The sequence below is a fragment of the Sphingomonas sp. PvP018 genome, from assembly GCF_017876865.1.
Classification (GTDB): Bacteria; Pseudomonadota; Alphaproteobacteria; order Sphingomonadales; family Sphingomonadaceae; genus Sphingomonas; species Sphingomonas aerolata.
Window position 1 is genome coordinate 3298550 of the sequence record NZ_JAGIOU010000001.1, and the last position, 15090, is coordinate 3313639.

Consider the following 15090-nt stretch of genomic DNA (forward strand, 5'->3'; position numbering starts at 1 on the left):
TATGCGCAACGAGTCGACTTGCGCGATAGACTTATGTTGTTAACATGGAGTAAATTACAGCAACTTGACGGATCTGCCCCGCCGGACGAATTGCTGCAGCCAAAGCATTGGTTTGGGGACAGGGATGAGCGAAATACCATTGGTGGCCGGGATCGAACTTGGCGGGACCAAGTGCATCTGTATCCTGGCGCGAGGGCCCGATGCGATCGAGGAAATCGTACGAATTCCGACAACTCGCCCCGATGAGACGCTTGCCGCGATCGAAGCCGTGCTCGACCGCTGGACCGGTTTCGTCGCCATCGGGATCGCAAGCTTCGGCCCGGTCGGGATCGACCGGCGCGGTGGTGACTACGGCCATATCACCTCGACGCCCAAGCCCGGTTGGGCGGGGACCGACGTCGCCGGGCGCCTGCAGCGTCGCTATGCGGTGCCGACCGGCTTCCATACCGACGTCGTCGGCGCGGCGCTGGCCGAGGCGCGCTGGGGTGCGGCGCAGGGCCTGGCGGACATCGCCTATGTGACCGTCGGCACCGGGGTCGGCGCGGGGCTGATCGCGGGGCATCGACCGGTCGACGGCCTGATGCATTCGGAACTCGGGCATATCCGGCCGGTCCGAATGCCGGGCGACGACTGGATCGGCAGTTGCCCGTTTCACGGCGCCTGCCTCGAGGGGCTCGTGTCTGGCCCGGCGATCGCCGCGCGGCTCGGCCATCCCGCCGATGAGGCCCCCGCCGATCATCCGGTCTGGACGGGCGTCGCGGAGGCGCTCGGCCAGTTGTGCCACACGCTCGTGCTCACTGGAATTCCGCGCAGGATCGTCATCGGTGGCGGCGTGATGGGCGCCGGCCATCTGTTTCCGCGGGTCCGTGCCGCGCTGACGCGCAGTCTCGGGGGGTATATCGCATTGCCCGAGCCGACGCTGGTCGATACGTTCGTCGTACCGCCGGCACTCGGCGGCAATGCCGGCCCGCTCGGCGCGATTATCCTTGGTGGCCAAGCGCTTGGTGACTCGGTCGGAGGGTCGGGAAGCTCGGCCTTCATGTCATATTAATTACAGATGCCTACCCACCGGGCCGCGCGATAAGGCCTGGAAAACCGCCTATACGGGCGGGGTCAGGTATCGCGAGGAACGGTGTCCGATGCGTATTCTGATTGTCGACGACGAACCCGGAGTTCATGACGACTACGCCCGTGCGATTCTCGGGACGGAACCAGCGGCGGCTGACCCGCAGGCCGACGCATTTTCGATAACCTCCGTCGGGACCGGCATCGACGCGATCGCCGCGGTCGAATCCGCCATCGCCGAGCCCGCGCCGTTCGCGGTCGCCTTCCTCGATCTGCAGATGGCGTCGGGGCTCGACGTCTGCGAGACCGCGCGCCGGATCCGTGAACTGGACCCCGACATCAATTTCGTGATCGTCACCGCGCTGGACGGTGCCTCGCTCGCCGGGATCGCCAAGGTGGCCGGGCCGGTCGACAAGGTCTTCCATATCGCCAAGCCGTTCGTCGGCGCCGAGCTGCGCCAGACCGCGCTGGCACTGACGCAGCGGTGGCAGTTCGACCATGACTGCAACGCGGTGCGTGCAGCGCTCGTGCGGCAGGTGGCGCAGCTCGAGGTACGGGCTGCCGAGCTGGCGGCCAATGAAAGCCGTGCGATCCATCTGGCGACGCACGACTCGCTGACCGACGCGCCCAACCGGCTGGCGTTCCTCCGCGCGCTTGCCGAACGCACCCGCGCGGATGGGTGGTTCGCGACGGTGATGATCGATCTCGACCGGTTCAAGCTGGTCAACGACACGCTGGGGCACCTTGCCGGCGACGCGTTGATCCGCGAGATCTGCGCGATCCTTGGCCGATCCTCGCCCGAGGGCGCGCTGGTCGCGCGGCTTGGCGGCGACGAATTCGGCGTGTTGTTCAGCACCGCGGACGAGACCAGCGCCTTGCTCGCCTGCGAACGGATGATCGCGGCCTGTTCGGTCAGCCTCCAGGTCTTCGGCAGTTCCGTCCAGGGCGGCGCCTCGGCCGGGCTGGTCGTGACGCATGGCGGGCAGGGGAGCGACCCGGTCGACGTCATGCGGCGGGCCGACCTCGCGCTCAACGACGCAAAACGGAGCGGCCGGCGCATGGCGCGCGTGTTCGACGAGAGCATGGACGAGGATATTCGCTTCCGCCGGCGGGTCGAAAGCGGGCTCGGCGAAGCGATCGCGAACAACGAGCTCAGCCTGGTGTTCCAGCCGATCGTGTCGCGCGAATCGATCGAAGTGGTCGGGTTCGAGGCGCTGCTGCGCTGGAACACCATGGCTTACGGCCCGATCAGCCCGGGCCTGTTCATGCCGATCGCGGAGGAATCGAACCTCATCCACGACCTGGGCGACTGGGTGCTGCGCAACGCGCTCGCGGTCCTGACGCAGTGGCCGGGTCAGTATGTCTCGGTCAATTTCAGCCCGCGACAGTTCCGGCGCCACCATTTCGTCGACTATGTCAGCGAGAGCGTCCGCCGTGCCGGGGTCGATCCCAGCCGGTTGCAGATCGAGATCACCGAGACCGCGATCTTCGACGATGCCGAGCGTGCGGCAGAGACGCTGGGCGCGCTGCGCCGCATGGGGTTCCGCATCGCGCTCGACGATTTCGGGACGGGCTATTCGAGCCTGCACAACATCCGCACCTTCGCGCTCGACTGCCTGAAGATCGATCGCAGCTTCATCGAGGGGATGGGCCGCGAGCGCGAAAGCGCGGCGATCGTCCATTCGATCATCAGTCTGGGCCGCGCGCTCGGCATCGGGGTCATCGCCGAGGGCGTCGAGACCGAGGCGCAGGTCCAGGCCTTGCGCCTGGCGGGGGCCAGCCATCTCCAGGGCTTCTTCTTCTCGCACCCGGTACCTGCTGCGATCGCCCGGACCATGGCGGAAGCACGCGGTCTCGGCGGGGATCCCGCCGCTGCGCCCCGCGTCATGGCACCGTCGCAGGGCGTCTGACCCCACACCCGCGAATCGAGCGGTGGGTTAGAGCAGGACGGGCTGCGCGTCGTCCGGCTCGTCGCCGACCAGCCCCGACAGGGTGAGGCCGAGCAGGCGGACGCCCTGCGGGACCGGAAGCTGCGCCATCAGCAGGTCCAGTCCGGCGGCGACGAACGCAGCCTTGTCGACCACCGCGGCGCTCGACGAGCGGGCGCGCGTGATCGTCCGGAAATCGGCATGGCGCAATTTCAGCGTCACCGTCCGCCCGCGCGTGTCGTGCCGTTCGATCCGCACCCACGCCGCATCGGCGACGCGGTGCAACGCCTCGCGCAGCGCTGCCGGATCGCTCAGATTGGTCTCGAACGTCCGCTCCGCCCCGACCGACTTGGCGGCACGGTTGACGCGCACCGGGCGGTGATCGATCCCGCGTGCTGCCCCGTAGAGATAGTCCGCATAGCTGCCGAAATGCGCCTGGAGGAACGCCAGCGGTCGTTCGAGCAGATCGGCGCCGGTCAGGATGCCGAGCTGTTCCATGCGCTTGGCGGTGACCGGGCCGACGCCGTGGAACCGCTTGACCGGCAATGACGCGACGAACGCGGCCCCGCGTTTCGGGGTGATGACGCAGATTCCGTCGGGCTTGTTCTGGTCCGACGCCAGCTTGGCGATGAACTTGTTGTAGCTGACCCCGGCGGAGGCGGTCAGCCCGGTATCGGCCTTGATCCGCGCGCGGATTTCCTCCGCGATCGCCTGCGCCGATCCTACCCCGCGGATATCGGCGGTGACGTCGAGATACGCCTCGTCGAGCGACAGCGGTTCGACGAGCGGGGTGAAGTACGCGAAGATCGCGCGGATCTGGTCGGACACCGCACGGTACACGTCGAAGCGCGGCGGCACGAAGACGAGGTCGGGGCAGCGCCTGAGCGCGGTGACCGACGGCATCGCGCTGTGCACCCCGAAGGTGCGCGCCTCGTAGCTCGCGGCGGCGACCACCCCGCGCGCGCGCGAACCACCCACCGCGACCGGCCGACCTTTCAGCGTAGGGTCGTCGCGCTGTTCGACCGAGGCATAGAAGGCGTCCATGTCGACATGGATGATCTTGCGCTGCACCGGCGGCGGGGTAGGAGAAGCGGCCATCTGCACCGCAGATAGGTTCTGACGATGCGCGGAAACAGAGCGTCGTTACGGCGTTGAACGAATTCGGCCGGGCGCAAGCGGCGACGACAAGGGGACCTGGACGTGCGGATCGGAACCGAATGCTGGCGTATCGAACGCGCGGACCAGATGTCCGTGATCGTCGATGCGGAGGAATATTTCCGCCAGGCGCGTGTCGCCATGCTCAATGCCAAGCGGCGGATCATGCTGATCGGCTGGGATTTCGATGCGCGGATCCAGCTCGAACCTGGGGTCGACCGCCCCGGCGAACCGCCGACACTCGGCGCCTTCATCCTGTGGCTGGTCGAACGCCAGCCCGAACTCGAGATCTTCCTGCTCCGCTGGGACACCGGTGCGATCAAGTCGCTGTTCCGCGGCTCGACTTTGTTCACGATGATGAAGTGGATGCGGCATCCGCGCATCCATACCAAGCTCGATGGCCATCATCCGACCGCAGGGTCGCATCACCAGAAGATCGTGATCATCGACGATTGCCTCGCCTTTTGCGGCGGGATCGACATGACCGGCGACCGCTGGGACACGCGCGAGCATCGCCATGACGATGCGCGGCGGCGGCGTCCCTCGGGTCGTCCCTACAAGCCGTGGCACGACGCGATCAGCGCGGTCGCAGGCCCTGTCGCGACCGCATTGGGGCAGCTGTTCCGCGATCGCTGGGTGCTGGCCGGCGGCGTGCCGATCGCCGAGGCGAGCCCGGGCGCGGCGTGCTGGCCCGACGAGCTTGGCGTGCATTTTCGCGATGTCGACGTCGCGATCGCGCGGACCGAACCCGAAATGGACGACCAGGTCCCGGTGCATGAGAGCGAGGCGCTGTTCCTCGCGCAGATCGCTGGCGCCAAGCGGCATCTCTATATCGAGAGCCAGTATTTCGCGTCGCGCAAGATCGCCGAGGCGGTCGCACGCCGTCTCGACGAGGCGGACGGGCCTGAGATCGTGATCATCAACCCGGTGACTGCGCAAGGCTGGCTCGAGCCGATCGCGATGGACACCGCGCGCGCGCGCCTGATGACCGCATTGGCGCACCGCGACGTCCACAAGCGGCTGCGCATGTATCATCCCTATACCAGCGGCGGGGAGGCGATCTATTGCCATGCCAAGATCCTGATCGCGGACGACCAGATCTTCCGGCTCGGGTCGTCGAACATGAACAACCGTTCGCTGCGGCTCGACACCGAATGCGACCTCGCAATTCGCGCGCATGACGAGGCGACGAGCACGGGCATCACCGCGATCCGCAACGACCTGATCGCCGAACATCTTGCGGTCGATGTCGAGGTGGTGACCACGATGATCGCCGAGACCGGGTCACTGATCGAGACGATCGAGCGGCTGCGCGGGCAGGGCAAGTCACTGCGCGCCTATGAGGCGCCCGACCTGACCGCGGTCGAGGAATGGCTGGCGGACAATGAGGTGCTCGATCCCGAGGGACCCGAGGAGATGTTCGAGAGCTTCGCGAAGCGCGGCCTATTCCGGCGCCTCCGCCATCGCCGCCTGAAGAAGAAGTGAGCGATCCTCCCCCGCCAGGGGGAGGATCAGATTAGAACAGCCCTTCGATCAGCCCATCCGCATCGAGCCGGATCGCTTCGGCTGCGGGAACGCGCGGGAGGCCGGGCATCGTCATGATCTCGCCGCAGATCGCGACGACGAAGCCCGCGCCTGCGGCCAGCCGAACCTCGCGCACCGGCACGATATGCCCGGTCGGCGCGCCGAGCAGCGCAGGGTCGCTCGAGAAGCTGTACTGCGTCTTGGCAAGGCAGACGGGCAGGTGGCCATAGCCGGCATCCTCCCAGCGCTTGAGCTGCGCGAGCACGCTGGGCTCCGCGACCGCATGCTCGGCGCGGTAGATGCGCCGGGCAACCGTATCGATCTTGTCGAACAGCGACAGCTCGTCGCCATAAAGCGGCGCGAAATTCGCGGCATGCGTGTCGCACAGCTCGGCCACGGCGTCGGCGAGCTTGGTTGCCCCCGCGCCGCCCTCGGCCCAGTGGCGGCACAGGATCGCGCGGGCGCCGTGCGCGCTCGCCGCCTCGTGCACGACCGCGATCTCGGCCTCGCTGTCGGTGTGGAAATGGTTGATCGCGACGACCGCGGGGACGCCGAACTGGCGGATATTCTCGATATGGCGGACGAGATTGACCGCGCCGCGGCGGACCGCCTCGACGTCCTCCGCGCCCAGATCGGCCTTGGCGACCCCGCCGTTCATCTTGAGCGCGCGGACCGTCGCGACGATCACCACCGCATCGGGGGACAGCCCCGCCTGGCGGCATTTGATGTCGAAGAACTTCTCCGCGCCCAGATCCGCGCCGAAGCCCGCCTCGGTCACGACATAGTCGCCCAGCGCCAGCGCCGCGCGCGTCGCGATCACCGAGTTGCAGCCATGCGCGATATTGGCGAACGGCCCGCCGTGCAGGAAGGCGGGGTTCCCCTCCAGCGTCTGGACGAGGTTCGGCTTGATCGCCTCGGCCAGTAGGACCGCCATCGCGCCGTCGGCCTTCAGGTCGCGCGCGGTGATGGGGCTGCGATCGCGCGTATAAGCGACAACGATGTCACCCAGCCGCCGCTCCATGTCAGCCAGATTCTCGCTCAGGCACAGGATCGCCATGACCTCGGACGCGACGGTGATGTCGAACCCCGATTCGCGCGGATAGCCGTTGGCGACCCCGCCGATCGACTGGACGATGTCACGCAGCGCACGGTCGTTCATGTCGAGCACGCGGCGCCACACCACGCGCCGCACGTCGATCTGCAGCGCGTTGCCCCAATGGATATGATTGTCGATCATCGCCGCGAGCAGGTTGTGCGCCGCGGTGATCGCGTGGAAATCGCCGGTGAAATGGAGGTTGATGTCCTCCATCGGCGCGACCTGTGCCCGCCCGCCGCCGGTCGCGCCGCCCTTGGTCCCGAAGCACGGCCCGAGCGACGGTTCGCGCAGCGCCAGCACCGTCTTGCGTCCGGTCAGGTTCAGCGCATCGGCCAGCCCGACCGAGGTCGTCGTCTTGCCCTCGCCCGCGGGCGTCGGGTTGATCGCGGTGACGAGCACCAGCCGGCCACGCCGCGCCCCCTCGCGGCGGCTATGCGCCTCGAGCCAGTCGAGTGCGATCTTGGCCTTGAACCGGCCGTAGGGCTCGACCGCGTCGTCGGGGATGCCGAGCGCGTCGGCGACCCGCGCTATGGGGCGCAGCGCGACGCTGCGGGCGATGGCAATGTCGGTTGTCATGGGGCTAGTTCTTCAGTTTCCAGCCGCTTTTCAGCAGCATGTAGCACAGGGTGGCGAGCGCGACGTCGATCGCCAGGATGACGAGGCCGCCGACGATCACCGGCGAATCGGCAACGCCCAGAAAGCCGTAGCGAAAGCCCGAGATGATGTAGAAGAACGGATTGACGTGGCTGAACGCGCGGAACGCGGGCGCCAGCGTGTCGACCGAATAGAAGGTGCCCGACAGCAGCGAGAGCGGCGCGACGACGAAGTTGGTGACCGCGGCGGCATGGTCGAACTTGTCCGCCCAGATCGACGTCAGCACGCCGAGCAGCGCGAGGAAGGTCGCGCCGAGCAGGCCGAACCACAGGATTGCAAGCGGCGCATGCGGCGTGACGTGCACGCCCGGATACAGCGCCATCGCCGCCCAGACGACGCACCCGACCAGCACCGCACGCGTCACCGCACCGCCGACGAGCGCCGCGAGCAGCTCGGCGGTCGACAGTGGTGGCTGAAGATAGTCGACGATCGTGCCCTGCATCTTGCCGACCAGCAGCGAGAAGCTCGCATTGGCAAACGCCGGGCCCATCATGCCCTGGCTGATGATCAGCCCGGGGGCGATGAAATCGGCGAACATCACGGTCTCGCCGCCGACCAGCACGGGGCGTTTGGCGCCCGTCGCGATGGTGAAAACGATCAGGAACAGCAATGTCGTCATCGCCGGCGCCCACACCGTCTGCAGCTGGACCTTGAAGAACCGGCGCACCTCCTTGATATAGAGGGTACGAAGTCCCTCCCAGTTCACGTTGCGAATGACGGGAACGCCGGGGGCGGATTGCACCGCCGACTGGATTTCACCGATTGGGGGCTGGCTGCTCATGGGGGTTGCGGGTAATCGCTGCCGCTGTCGCCCGCAACCCGGTTGACGAAGACTATACCGGCCGACCCGAAGACTGAGGAACGAACATGTCCTGGACCGACGAGCGTATCGAGACGCTCAAGACGATGTGGGAAGCCGGCCAGACCGCCAGCCAGATCGCCGAAGCGCTGGGTGGCGTCAGCCGCAACGCCGTGATCGGCAAGGCGCACCGCCTTGAGCTTCAGGCGCGCCCGTCGCCGGTGAAGCCGAACGATCCCGACGCGAAGAACGCGGATGCGAAGTTGGCCGAGGCGAAGGCGGCCGAGGCCAGGCCGGCCGAGTCGCCCGTCGTCGACACGCCGCCCGTGGTCGCCGCCGAACCCGTCGCCGCAGCGCCGGCTCCCGCGCCTGAACCCGCACCGGTCGCCGCTACACCCGAGCCCGCACCGCGTGCGGCGCCCGTCGCTGCCGACGCGGATGAGGACGCCGACGAGGACGAGGATGAGGACGACGACGCGGTCGAACCCGCCGCCGCACCCGTCCGCGCACCGCAGCCGATCCTGCGCTCGATCGGACCCGGCGGCTTTCTCCGCCAGGCGCCCGGCGAACAGCAGCCGCCAAGCACGCCTGCTCCGCCGCGGCGTCTCGTCCCCGCCAAGCCTTCGCCTGAAATGGCGGGCAAGACGAGCCTGCTGGAGCTCAACGACCGCATCTGCAAATGGCCGCTCGGCCATCCCGGCGAGCCCGATTTTCACTTTTGTGGTGACAAGGTGAACCCGGGCTTCCCGTACTGCGTCGCGCATTGCGGTCACGCCTATCAGGCACAGCTGCCCCGCCGCGACCGCCGCCCGACGCCGCCACTCCCCTTCGGCGGCCCGCGCGCGCGCTGAGATTGGGGGGGCGGTCTCGCCTCTCTCGCGCTCGGATATTATGGGAGCCGTGGAGCCAATCCCCAGCACCACCCCGGCGGAGGCCGGGGCCCAGTCGGGAAGGCTGTAGTAAAGGCGGGCAACACGTAGCACCTCCGTCCCCCAACTGGGCCCCGGCCTTCGCCGGGGTGGATTTTGGGGTATCCACTGACCAGAACGTTGGGCCGCTTCTTGCTGAGAGGCGGCCTTTTTCTTGGATTTGCCAGGCGCTGGACTCAAGATCTGCGCGTCCCGCCGTCCAGCACCCCAGCACCACCCCGGCGAAGGCCGGTGCCCAGTTGGGAAGGCCGTAGTAACGGCGGGCAACGCGTGGTTGGCTTCGTCCCCTAACTGGACCCCGGCCTTCGCCGGGGTGGTGCCTTGGGGAAACCATATTCACAAAAAAAAGGGCCGCGTCCCGTGTCGGGAAGCGACCCTCTGTCCTCACCCGCGCCGCGGCGAAGCCGCGTCGTCGGACGTCGCCGTCGCGACGCCGGCCGAGCTTGGGTGGTGTGACGCCGTTTGGCGTCACACCACCCTGCGCTTAGAACCGGAATGCCGCCGTCGCGCGCAGGCTGTGCCAGCGGAACTTGTCGTCGCTGCGACGGAAGTCCGTGCCGGTCGTGTTCGGCGCCAGCACGAACGGGTTCGTCGCCGGCTGCGTGCCCTGCGTCACGCGTACGCGGAAGTCGTCGTCCTGATACTGGTGGAACATATATTCCATGCCGACCGAGATGTTCGGCGTGACCTTCTGCTCGATACCGCCGCCGCCGAGGATGCCGAACTGCTGGCGCTTGCCGCTCTGCTGATAGGCGTTGCCGGTGTTGGTGCTGTAGAAATCCCGGTCGATCTTGGCATAGCCCGCACCGAACGTGCCGTAGAACAGCGTGGTGTTGACGGCATAGCCTGCACGGCCGCGGATCGAGGCTTCCCAGTCGACGCTGCGCGTCATCACGTAGCTGGCGGGCGTCGTCGAGAAGGCGGTGACGCTGTCGGTGATCTCGCTCTTGCCGAATTCGCCGACCACACCGACGACGATGCTGCCGCGCTGCGTGTCCATGCCGACGCGGCCATAATAAGCGGCGCCGTCCTTGTCCTTGCGGCAGCCGCGGCCACCGGTCAGCGTCGTGGCGGTCGTCGCGCCGTTGCAGAACCCGCTGCTGAACGCGTTGGCACCGGCTGCCGTCGTCACCGCATCCCCGAACCGCCCGTCGAGATTGCGGTCGAACAGGATCGACGATCCTGCATCGTTTGGCTGTACGTCATAACCACCCGCTGCGCCGACATAGAGACCGTTGAACGGTGCGTCCTCGGTGGTCTCCTGCGCGAATGCCGGCGATGCCGTGAGACCGAGAATGACCGCGCCAGCGAGGCCGGCATAGAGGGATGTGCGCATGTAAGCTCCGGATATGATTGATCTAAGACAGCCAAGAAACGGGGCGTCCCGCCAATATATCCGCGAACATGACAGAAAGTTCATGTTGTGGCTTTTCCGCAACAGCGGTTGCGCGCTTGCACGGATCGCTGGCTAAGCCATATACCACGTCATGCCAGAAGACCTGCCCGAAGGCCTGTTCACCACCCCGTCAAAGACCGCCCCGACCTATGACGCGTCCTCGATCGAGGTGCTCGAGGGGCTCGAACCCGTCCGCCGCCGCCCGGGCATGTATGTCGGCGGCACCGACGAGCGCGCGTTGCACCATCTCGCCGCCGAAGTGCTCGACAACGCGATGGACGAGGCGGTCGCGGGTCACGCGACGCGGATCGAGGTCACGCTCGAGCCCAGAAACCGCCTGACGATCGTCGACAATGGCCGCGGCATCCCGGTCGATCCGCATCCCAAATTCCCCGACAAGTCCGCGCTCGAGGTCATCCTCTCGACGCTGCATTCGGGCGGCAAGTTCGCGGGCAAGGCCTATGCGACCTCGGGCGGTCTGCACGGCGTCGGCATCAGCGTCGTCAACGCGCTGTCGTCCGACACCGTCGTCGAGGTCGCACGCGACCGCCAGCTCTATCGACAGCGCTTCGCCAAGGGGCAGACGCTCGGCCCGATCGAGCGGCTCGGCACCACCCCCAACCGTCGCGGCACCAGCGTCGCCTTCACCCCCGATACCGAGATCTTCGGCAACGAACTGCATTTCAAGCCGCAGCGGCTGCACAAGCTCGTCCGGTCCAAGGCCTATCTGTTCGCGGGCGTCGAGATACGCTGGCACTGCGCGCCCGAACTGATCAGCGACGATACGCCCGCACAGGCCGTGTTCCAGTTCCCCGGCGGGCTCGCCGACCATCTGCGCGACCAGGTCGCAGGCCGCGAATGCGCGACCGCCGACTTCTTCTCCGGCTCGCAGGATTTCCCGAGCGCGCACGGCGAGACGCAGGGGCGCGTCGAATGGGCGATCGCCTGGCCGCTGTGGAGCGACGGCTCGTACAGCTGGTATTGTAACACCATCCCGACCCCCGATGGCGGCACGCACGAACAGGGCCTGCGGCAGGCGCTGGTGCGCGGCCTGCGCGCGTTCGGCGATCTGGTCGGCAACAAGAAGACCAAGGATATCAGTGCGGACGACGTGATGATCGGCAGCGAGCTGATGCTGTCGGTGTTCATCCGCGAACCGCAATTCCAGAGCCAGACCAAGGATCGCCTGACCAGCCCCGAGGCCGCGGGCCTCGTCGAGAAGGCGGTGCGCGACCATTTCGACCATTTCCTCAGCCACAATATGGACCGCGGCAAGGCGCTGCTGAACTATGTGCTCGAGCGGATGGACGAGCGCCTGCGCCGCAAGCAGGAACGCGACGTCAAGCGCAAGACCGCGACGTCGGCCCGCAAATTGCGGCTGCCCGGCAAGCTGACCGACTGTTCCGCCAACTCGCCCGAGGGCACCGAGCTGTTCATCGTCGAGGGCGATTCCGCTGGCGGCTCGGCCAAGCAGGCGCGCGACCGCAAGACGCAGGCGATCCTGCCGATCCGCGGCAAGATCCTGAACGTTGCGTCCGCGACCAGTGCGAAGATCTTCGCGAACCAGGAAATCGCCGACCTGACGCTGGCGCTCGGCTGCGGCACGCGGAAGGACTGCGTGGCGGACAATCTGCGCTACGAGCGCGTCGTCATCATGACCGACGCCGACGTCGACGGCGCGCATATCGCGACGCTGCTGATGACGTTCTTCTTCCAGGAGATGCCCGACATCGTCCGCCGCGGGCACCTCTATCTCGCGCAGCCGCCGCTCTACCGCCTCACCGTCGGCACCAAGAGCGTCTATGCGCGCGACGACGCACACCGCGCCGAACTCGAACGCACGGTGTTCAAGGGCAAGAAGGTCGATGTCGGCCGCTTCAAGGGCCTTGGCGAGATGAACCCCGGCCAGCTCCGCGAGACGACGATGGACCCCGCGACGCGCGGCATGCTGCGCATCACCCTGCCGCAGGAATATGAGGAGCGGGCAGGGGTGAAGGACCTGGTCGACCGCCTGATGGGCAACAACCCCGCGCACCGCTTTGCCTTCATCCAGGAAAATGCCGGCCGGCTGGACGAGGAAGCGATCGACGCGTGACCATTGGGGCAAGCGGGGGCCGTTCGATAGCCGCCCCCGCTTGCCTCCGGAATTACTGCCTGTGCGCGACCATCGTCGAGGTCTTCCCGTGTTTCAGGTCGTTGACCGCGGTGGTCATCGTCGTGCCGTCGGGCGAGAGCGACATGCTGTACGTACCGATCGGCGTGTCGCCCTCGTAATCGGTTTCGAACAGAGTCGTCGGTCCGGTCTGTTTCAAAGCGACCTTCGTCCAGCCCGGATCCCCGGTCACCGTTGCCGGCGGACCGTCGATCGTCGCGGCATAGGATATGCCGGTCGGCGTCGAGAAGGCCATGGTCTTCCCGTCCTGTGCGAAGGTGAAGACGAGGCCCGTGTCGGATACCTGCGTATCCGTGGTTTCGCGCCACGCACCCGATAACGCATGGGCACCCGCCGGGGCGGGAGCGGCGCGCGCATTGACCGTCGTTCCCGTCACCTCCACGCCACTCGGTGCGGTCCGGTCGACAAAGGCGGAGGACGAACTCTGCCCGTCCGCGGCCAGCGTCACCGTCGCCTCGGCGACCGTCTTTCCGCTCTTCCGGAACGCCCGCTTGACCGTCGTCGCATCCACCACCGCGACCGATGCCTCGTCATAATAGGGATTGCCGACGATCGGGTGAAACGCGCCATCGGCGGGGAATTTCAGCGCGGGCTTGCACGTCGTGCAGCTGAAGGTGCCCGCCTGCAGGAGGATGATCGAGGGCTTCTCCGCGGGTTTGCTCGCCTTCACATCTCCCTTCCAGGTGCCGTCGAACACGCCCTTGGCAAGCGCGGGGGTGGTGGCAAGAGCCATGGCCAGCATCACTGCCAGGCCGGTCGCATAGCGTTTCATAGGTCAACCTCCTCTCGATGGGGACGCGACTGGGCTTGCGCCGGCGCGTTTGCGACGTCGGATGGAGCCGAGGGGAAGATTGCGCGTGCTGCCGGGGCGCCGCAAGCGGAGTCCGCGCCTTGGTACGGATCAGACAGGGCTGCGTCGGACGTCCGCGGTGTTGACGCCTATCCCCCGTCACCGGTATTAGGCGCCTCCGGGGCGGTCCATCACGGGCCGCCCTTCTCGTTTCGAAGAGGAAGCGCCTGTGACCATCACCCCGCTCATGCCCGTCTACCCGCGGTGTGGCGTGCGTCCGGTCCGAGGCGAGGGCGCCTATCTGTTCGGTGAGGACGGCCAGCAATATCTCGACTTCGCCAGCGGCATCGCGGTCAACGCGCTCGGCCATGGCCACCCGCACCTGACCAAGGCGATCGCCGACCAGGCGGCGACGTTGATGCACGTGTCGAACCTGTACGGCTCACCGCAGGGCGAGCATCTCGCGCAGCGGCTCGTCGACAACACGTTCGCCGACACCGTGTTCTTCACCAATTCGGGTGCGGAAGCGGTCGAGTGCGCGATCAAGACCGCGCGCCGCTATCATTTCGCGAACGGCAATCCCGAGCGTCACACGCTGATCACGTTCGACACCGCGTTCCACGGCCGCACGCTCGGCACGATCTCGGCGACCAATCAGGCCAAGATGCGCGACGGGTTCGAGCCGCTGCTGCCGGGATTCGCTTATGCCAAGTTCAACGATCTCGAGGGTGCGCTCGCGCTGATCGACGACAACACCGCAGGGTTCCTGGTCGAGCCGATCCAGGGCGAGGGTGGTATCCGCCAGGCGAGCCCCGAATTTCTCCAGGGCCTGCGCAAGGCCTGCGACGAGCACGGGCTGCTGCTCGTCCTCGACGAGGTCCAGTGCGGCTATGGCCGGACCGGCAAGCTCTTTGCGCATGAACTCTACGGCATCACCCCCGACATCATGTCGGTCGCCAAGGGCATTGGCGGCGGCTTCCCGCTCGGCGCGTGCCTCGCGACCGAGGAGGCGGCCAAGGGCATGGTCGCAGGCACGCACGGCTCGACCTATGGCGGCAACCCGCTGGCGATGGCCGCGGGCGAGGCGGTGCTCGACGTGATCCTCGAGGACGGGTTCCTGGAGCATGTCGCGACGATGGGCGACCGGCTGCGCCAGGGGCTCGAGCAGATGATCCCCAATCACGATCACCTGTTCGACAGCGTGCGCGGCACCGGGCTGATGCTCGGGTTGAAGCTGAAAAGCGACAGCCGTGCGTTCGTCGCGTTCGCACGCGATCATCACAACCTGCTGCTGGTGGCCGCGGGTGAGAACGTCATCCGCATCCTGCCGCCGCTGGTGATCGACGAGAGCCATATCGCCGAATGCATCGACAAGCTGTCGACCGCAGCGCGTATCTACGTGCCCGCCGCCGACGATTGAGCGCCTTTGCGCGGTCACTAAACCCCGTTCGTCCTGAGTAGCCACTGAGCGAAGTCGAAGTGGCGTATCGAAGGACTGGCCCGCTTGGGGCACTGTCCTTCGATATGGGTCTTCGGCTTCGCTCAGCCCCTACTCAGGACGAACGGAACTTCTTACGGGGT

General features: G+C 67.0%; 11 protein-coding genes. 6 read left to right on the forward strand and 5 right to left on the reverse strand.

Going from position 1 to position 15090, the window contains the following annotated elements; all coding sequences use genetic code 11:
- Positions 1 to 124 precede the first annotated feature (124 nt).
- Together J3A66_RS14745 and J3A66_RS14750 are read left to right on the forward strand one after the other, a co-directional pair.
- The gene (locus J3A66_RS14745) at positions 125 to 1051 is read left to right on the forward strand and encodes an ROK family protein (protein WP_209569693.1); all 927 of its coding nucleotides are present in this window, start codon (positions 125 to 127) and stop codon (positions 1049 to 1051) included.
- Between the two features lie 88 nt (positions 1052 to 1139).
- Entirely contained in the window at positions 1140 to 2975 is a 1836-nt protein-coding gene (locus tag J3A66_RS14750; protein WP_209569695.1) for a GGDEF and EAL domain-containing protein, read from the forward strand.
- Between the two features lie 27 nt (positions 2976 to 3002).
- Here the strand turns inward: J3A66_RS14750 and dinB are convergent, their stop codons facing one another.
- Positions 3003 to 4091, reverse strand: coding sequence for a DNA polymerase IV (dinB, locus tag J3A66_RS14755; RefSeq protein WP_166746160.1), 1089 nt, complete (start codon positions 4089 to 4091; stop codon positions 3003 to 3005).
- A 147-nt stretch (positions 4092 to 4238) separates the two neighbouring features.
- On the opposite strand from dinB, the gene J3A66_RS14760 reads away from it, so the two are divergent.
- Positions 4239 to 5633, forward strand: coding sequence for a phospholipase D-like domain-containing protein (locus J3A66_RS14760; protein ID WP_209570532.1), 1395 nt, complete (start codon positions 4239 to 4241; stop codon positions 5631 to 5633).
- A 31-nt stretch (positions 5634 to 5664) separates the two neighbouring features.
- On the opposite strand, the gene J3A66_RS14765 is transcribed toward J3A66_RS14760, so the two are convergent.
- Positions 5665 to 7344, reverse strand: coding sequence for a formate--tetrahydrofolate ligase (locus tag J3A66_RS14765; RefSeq protein ID WP_209569697.1), 1680 nt, complete (start codon positions 7342 to 7344; stop codon positions 5665 to 5667).
- Between the two features lie 4 nt (positions 7345 to 7348).
- Positions 7349 to 8203: an ABC transporter permease gene (locus J3A66_RS14770; RefSeq protein ID WP_056406052.1), complete on the reverse strand. Its 855-nt coding sequence runs from the start codon at positions 8201 to 8203 to the stop codon at positions 7349 to 7351.
- Between the two features lie 86 nt (positions 8204 to 8289).
- Between J3A66_RS14770 and J3A66_RS14775 the strand changes: the two genes are divergently transcribed.
- Positions 8290 to 9072 carry a GcrA family cell cycle regulator gene (locus tag J3A66_RS14775; protein WP_183937072.1) on the forward strand — a complete coding sequence of 261 codons (783 nt, stop codon included), beginning with the start codon at positions 8290 to 8292 and terminating at the stop codon, positions 9070 to 9072.
- Positions 9073 to 9634: 562 nt separating this feature from the next.
- On the opposite strand, the gene J3A66_RS14780 is transcribed toward J3A66_RS14775, so the two are convergent.
- A complete protein-coding gene (locus J3A66_RS14780; protein ID WP_209569700.1) occupies positions 9635 to 10486 on the reverse strand; it encodes an outer membrane beta-barrel protein in 852 nt (283 codons plus the stop codon).
- A 151-nt stretch (positions 10487 to 10637) separates the two neighbouring features.
- Between J3A66_RS14780 and parE the strand changes: the two genes are divergently transcribed.
- Positions 10638 to 12641, forward strand: a complete 2004-nt coding sequence (gene parE / locus J3A66_RS14785) for a DNA topoisomerase IV subunit B (RefSeq protein WP_209569703.1) — start codon at positions 10638 to 10640, stop codon at positions 12639 to 12641.
- 52 nt (positions 12642 to 12693) lie between these two features.
- Here parE and J3A66_RS14790 read toward each other — a convergent pair whose 3' ends face one another.
- Positions 12694 to 13491, reverse strand: coding sequence for a hypothetical protein (locus J3A66_RS14790; protein WP_209569705.1), 798 nt, complete (start codon positions 13489 to 13491; stop codon positions 12694 to 12696).
- Positions 13492 to 13738: 247 nt separating this feature from the next.
- Between J3A66_RS14790 and J3A66_RS14795 the strand changes: the two genes are divergently transcribed.
- Positions 13739 to 14929 (forward strand): aspartate aminotransferase family protein, encoded by a 1191-nt coding sequence (locus tag J3A66_RS14795; protein WP_209569707.1) that lies wholly within the window; start codon positions 13739 to 13741, stop codon positions 14927 to 14929.
- Positions 14930 to 15090 lie beyond the last annotated feature (161 nt).

Bases quoted from the DNA above. Each gene is read 5' to 3' on its own strand.
- J3A66_RS14765 (WP_209569697.1), bottom strand. From the start codon at position 7,344: ATGACAACCGACATTGCCATCGCCCGCAGCGTCGCGCTGCGCCCCATA.
- parE (WP_209569703.1), top strand. From the start codon at position 10,638: ATGCCAGAAGACCTGCCCGAAGGCCTGTTCACCACCCCGTCAAAGACC.
- J3A66_RS14770 (WP_056406052.1), bottom strand. From the start codon at position 8,203: ATGAGCAGCCAGCCCCCAATCGGTGAAATCCAGTCGGCGGTGCAATCC.
- J3A66_RS14775 (WP_183937072.1), top strand. From the start codon at position 8,290: ATGTCCTGGACCGACGAGCGTATCGAGACGCTCAAGACGATGTGGGAA.
- J3A66_RS14780 (WP_209569700.1), bottom strand. From the start codon at position 10,486: ATGCGCACATCCCTCTATGCCGGCCTCGCTGGCGCGGTCATTCTCGGT.
- J3A66_RS14790 (WP_209569705.1), bottom strand. From the start codon at position 13,491: ATGAAACGCTATGCGACCGGCCTGGCAGTGATGCTGGCCATGGCTCTT.
- J3A66_RS14745 (WP_209569693.1), top strand. From the start codon at position 125: ATGAGCGAAATACCATTGGTGGCCGGGATCGAACTTGGCGGGACCAAG.
- dinB (WP_166746160.1), bottom strand. From the start codon at position 4,091: ATGGCCGCTTCTCCTACCCCGCCGCCGGTGCAGCGCAAGATCATCCAT.
- J3A66_RS14750 (WP_209569695.1), top strand. From the start codon at position 1,140: ATGCGTATTCTGATTGTCGACGACGAACCCGGAGTTCATGACGACTAC.
- J3A66_RS14760 (WP_209570532.1), top strand. From the start codon at position 4,239: ATGTCCGTGATCGTCGATGCGGAGGAATATTTCCGCCAGGCGCGTGTC.